4 protein-coding genes are annotated in these 4461 nt (G+C 68.5%); 3 read left to right on the top strand and 1 reads right to left on the bottom strand.

All coding sequences use genetic code 11. From position 1 onward, the window contains the following. The first annotated feature begins 378 nt into the window (after window positions 1-378). Window positions 379-2901, top strand: coding sequence for a penicillin-binding protein 1A (locus VDQ18_RS22875; protein WP_323023164.1), 2523 nt, complete (start codon window positions 379-381; stop codon window positions 2899-2901). Between the two features lie 121 nt (window positions 2902-3022). Here the strand turns inward: VDQ18_RS22875 and VDQ18_RS22870 are convergent, their stop codons facing one another. Next, entirely contained in the window at window positions 3023-3433 is a 411-nt protein-coding gene (locus tag VDQ18_RS22870; RefSeq protein ID WP_323023163.1) for a GFA family protein, read from the bottom strand. A 61-nt stretch (window positions 3434-3494) separates the two neighbouring features. Between VDQ18_RS22870 and VDQ18_RS22865 the strand changes: the two genes are divergently transcribed. Then, window positions 3495-3953, top strand: coding sequence for a helix-turn-helix domain-containing protein (locus tag VDQ18_RS22865; RefSeq protein ID WP_323023162.1), 459 nt, complete (start codon window positions 3495-3497; stop codon window positions 3951-3953). 62 nt (window positions 3954-4015) lie between these two features. Further along, window positions 4016-4461, top strand: a 446-nt coding sequence (locus VDQ18_RS22860; RefSeq protein ID WP_323023161.1) for a glutathione S-transferase family protein, incomplete at its 3' end; no start/stop codon positions are given.

The raw sequence follows: 4461 nt of genomic DNA, 5'->3' as shown, positions 1-4461 counted from the left end.
CCCTGCGGGCATTCACCCCCCGAGGATATTTGCAGAACGAAGATTGCAGGTTAACCCCCTCTTAATCTTCATCTTTGTTCTTAAAATATCCTCGGGGGTTTCCAAAGGGGGCCCGAGGGTCCCCTTTGGCGGGGGGGTGAGCGGCGTCTCGGAAACGCGCCAGTGGCGCGTTTCAGCCGCGAACGCCGCGCCCGTGGCGCGGCAGGGAGTCGAGGGGGCTGGCCCCCCGCTCTTTGCCGACGCTGAGGCAGGCCGCCGCCTCGGCGCGCCTTCAAACCTGCGCGATTTCCTGCCCCGGCCGCGCCCCGGCCATGAGCCACCTTTTGACCCGGGCCGCGCTTCTGTATACTGGGGGACGAGACCCCCCTGGAGATCCGCGTGACCCGAGCCATTCTTTCGTTCTTCGGCGGCCTGTTCAGCTTCATCATGCTGGGCACGTTCTTCGGCGCCCTGACCGTGGGCGGCGTGATCTGGGTCTATACGCATGACCTGCCCTCGACCGAGCAGCTGGCCAATTACGCCCCGCCGATGATCAGCCGCGTCTATTCGGGCGAGGGTGACATGATGGACGAATTCGCCCGGGAGCGGCGGCTCTTCACGCCCATCGAGGATATTCCGCCGCTGGTCCGCGCCGCCTTCATCTCGGCCGAGGACCGCTATTTCTATCAGCATCAGGGCTTCAACCCGCTGGCCATCCTGTCGGCGGCGCGCGATGCCGTCGTCTCACGCGGGCGCAACACCCGGGGGGCCTCGACCATCACCCAGCAGGTGATGAAGAACTTCCTGCTATCGTCGGACCGGACCGTCGAGCGCAAGATCCGCGAGATCATCCTGGCCTTCCGCGTCGAGCAGACGCTCAGCAAGGACGAGATCCTGGAACTTTACCTCAACGAGATCTTCCTCGGGCAGAACTCGTTCGGGGTGACGGCGGCGGCGCAGACCTATTTCAACAAGACGCTGGAAGACCTGACGCTGGAGGAAATGGCCTTCCTCGCCGCCCTGCCGCAGGCGCCGTCCGAATACCACCCGGTCCGCGCGCGCGAGCGGGTGACGGAGCGGCGCAACTGGATCCTCGGGCAGATGGCCGAGAATGGCTATATCACCCAGGAAGAGGCCGATGAAGCCCGGGCCCGGCCGCTGCTGACCGTGCAGGGGGGCGATATCCCGGCCTTCCGCCAGTCGCTGCCCGAGCGCGATTATTTCACCGACGAGATCCGCCGCCAGCTGTCCTCGACCTTCGGCGAGGAGGAATTCTTCACCGGCGGGCTGACCATCCGGGCAACCGTGGATCCCGCCATGCAGGTGGTCGCGGCCCATGCCCTTCAGCGCGCGCTCGAGGAATACGACCGCTCGCAGGGGGAATGGCGGGGCACCGGCATCACGCTCACGGCCGAGGATCTGGCGGACGAGGACAGCTGGCGCGCGGCGCTGGCGCGCACCAGCCTTGCGCGGGACATCACGCTCGGCAATCCCTGGCATCCGGCCGTGGTGCTGGAGGTCTCGGCCGACCGCGCCCGGATCGGCATCGAGGGCGAGGCCGAGATCGGCCAGATCGACCGGCCGGACATCAACTGGCTGCGGGGCTCGGTTTCCGACAATCTGGACGTGGGCGATGTGGTCTATGTCCGCGCCGTCACCGCGGATTCGGACGGCAGTTTCCAGCGCTGGTCGCTGCGCCAGGTGCCCGAGGTCGAGGGCGCCTTCATGGCGATGGACGTCAATACCGGGCGGGTCATCGCCATGCAGGGGGGCTTCAGCTATCAGGCCTCGTCCTTCAACCGGGCGACGCAGGCGATGCGGCAGCCCGGCTCCAGCTTCAAGCCCTTCGTCTATGCCGCGGCGCTGGATTCGGGTTTCACCCCCGCCACGATCATCATCGACGCGCCGATCGAGATCGACACCGGCGAGGGGATCTGGCGGCCCAACAACTCGAACCACGATTTCCTCGGCCCGGCGCCGATGCGGCTGGGGATCGAGCAATCGCGCAACCTGATGACCGTGCGGCTGGCGCAGGAAGTCGGCATGGATGTGGTCGCGGGCTATGCCGAGCGCTTCGGGGTCTATGACCGGCTGCAGCCGTTCCTGGCCAATTCGCTGGGCGCGCAGGAGACGACGCTGTTCCGCGTCGTCGCCGCCTATGCGATGTTCGCCAATGGCGGCGAGCGGGTGGAGCCGACGCTGGTCGACCGGGTGCAGGACCGCTGGGGGCGCACCGTCTACCGCCATGACAACCGCCAGTGCATCGAATGCACCGAGCCCGATCTGCCGGCGGGGCAGGCGCCCTGGATCGCCTCGCGCCGTCAGCGGGTGATGGATCCGATCACCGCCTATCAGCTGACCTCGATGATGCAGGGCGTGGTGCAGCGCGGCACGGCCTCGGGCGCGATCCGGCTGCCGGTGCCGGTGGCAGGCAAGACCGGGACCACCAATGACGCGCGGGATGTGTGGTTCGTGGGCTATACCTCGACCATGGTTGCCGGGTGCTACATCGGTTTCGACCGGCCGCGCTCGCTGGGGCGGCGGGCCTCGGGCGGCGGGCTCTGCGCGCCGGTGTTCCAGGAATTCATGACCGAGGCGATCCAGCATTACGGCGGTGGGCGTTTCGCGGTGCCGCCGGGCGGGCATTTCATCTCCATCGACCGGCATACGGGCGAGCGGGTGCCGGACGGCTCGGGCGGAGATGTGGTGGCGGAATATTTCCGCGACGGCGAGGAGCCGGTGTTCGGCATCGACGCGCTGATCGACGGCGGTTTCGCCATGGGCATGGCGCTGCCGGTCTTCGCCCCCGATCCCAGCAGCGTCACGCTGAGCGAGGATGGCACCGACCCGGGCACGGGCGAGACGCTGCAGGTCCCGGGTCAGGCGAATTTCGGCACTCTGTCCGCGGGCGGTCTTTACTGAGACCGGCCCTTCGGCGGGAGGCACGCTCCCGCCCGCCCACCCCGCGTGCCTCCCGCCGAAGGGCCGGGGCGCGCGTTGGGGTCTTGAGAAGGGCGTATTTGGGGCAAAGTGAAAGGGCGGGTCAGCGCGAGGGGGGCAGGCCCTCGAAGGCGGGCAGGCCCGGGGGCAGATGGTGCCAGGGGGCTTTTTCGGCCGTGAAGATGGCAAAGCCCGGGCCGGGCCAGTCCTGCGCCTGATCGAGCGTGCCGATCTTGACGATGCGTTTCGGCTGGCCGGGGCGCAGGGTCGTGACCTGGGTGCCGCAAGCGGGGCAGAATTCACGGATGACCGGGGCGGGCAGGTCGGGGCGCGCAAACTGCGAGGGCGTGCCCCTGGTCCAGGTGAAGCTGTCGGGCGCGACCAGCGCGAAGGCATTGGGCCCGCCGCCCGAGGCATGCTGGCAGGCCCGGCAATAGCAGAGCCCGCCTTTGGGCATCGGCCCCTGGATCCGGTAGCGCAGCGCGCCGCAGTAACATCCGCCTTCCAGGGTCATGACGTGTCTCTCTCTGTCTGGTACTGATTCCCGAACTCAGACTAGGCGAGGCTCAGTTCGAATGTCAAACTCAGATGCGATCCGCCGCGCCCCGGTGCCGGTCGAGCGCTGCGGCGCGGCCCGGGCGCTGGACGTCATCGGCGACCGCTGGACGCTGTTGATCCTGCGCGAGGCTTTCTATGGCGTGACCCGTTTCGACGACATGCGGGCCGATATGGGGATCCCGCGTTCGGTCCTGACCCAGCGGCTGGCGCGGATGGTCGAGGATGGCTTGCTGACCCGGGTGCCCTATCGCGAGGCGGGGGCGCGCGAGCGCTTCGCCTATGCGCTGACGGCCAAGGGGCGGGGGCTGGCGGGGGTGATCCTGGCGCTGATGCGCTGGGGTGACGCGTATCTGGCGCCCGATGGCCCGGCGCTGGCGGTCACGGACCGGGCGGGGCGGACGCTCAAGGTGGCGCTGGTCGATGCCGAGGTGCCGGAGGTGCCGCTGCGCGAGGTGGTGCTGACGCCCCTGGTCTGAACGTGGCGTCCCGCTTGCGCCGCGGGCGCGGGCGGGCTTCACTGGCGGCAGGAGGAGCGCCGATGATCACTCTGCACCATGTGCCGCAGACCCGCAGTTTCCGCATCCTGTGGTTCCTGCACGAGGCGGGTCTGCCGCACCGCGTCAGCTACCATTCCTTCGCGGGCAAGGCCTTGCGCGATCCGGCCTTTCTGGCGATGTCGCCTGCGGGGCGGGTTCCGGCGGTCGAGGTGGACGGCGAAATCCTGTTCGAATCCGGCGCCATCCTCGAGGTGCTGGCCGAGGTCCATGCCCCCGCGCTGGGCCGCGCCCCCGGTCATCCCGAGCGCGGCAAATACCTCGAATGGTTGCATTACGGCGAGACGCTGGCCCAGCATCTGGCGCAGCTCACCTTCCACCATATCGTGCTGAAGCCCGCCGACCGCAGCCCCGTGGTGCAGAAGCTGGAGGCGTTGCGGCTGCGCCGGGCGCTGGAGGGCCTCGACCGCGCGCTGACGGGCGATCACCT

The organism is Pararhodobacter sp., assembly GCF_034676075.1.
Classification (GTDB): domain Bacteria; phylum Pseudomonadota; class Alphaproteobacteria; order Rhodobacterales; family Rhodobacteraceae; genus Pararhodobacter.
The sequence above is the reverse complement of the archived record's forward strand: the minus strand, read 5'-3'. Positions and strand labels throughout refer to the sequence as shown.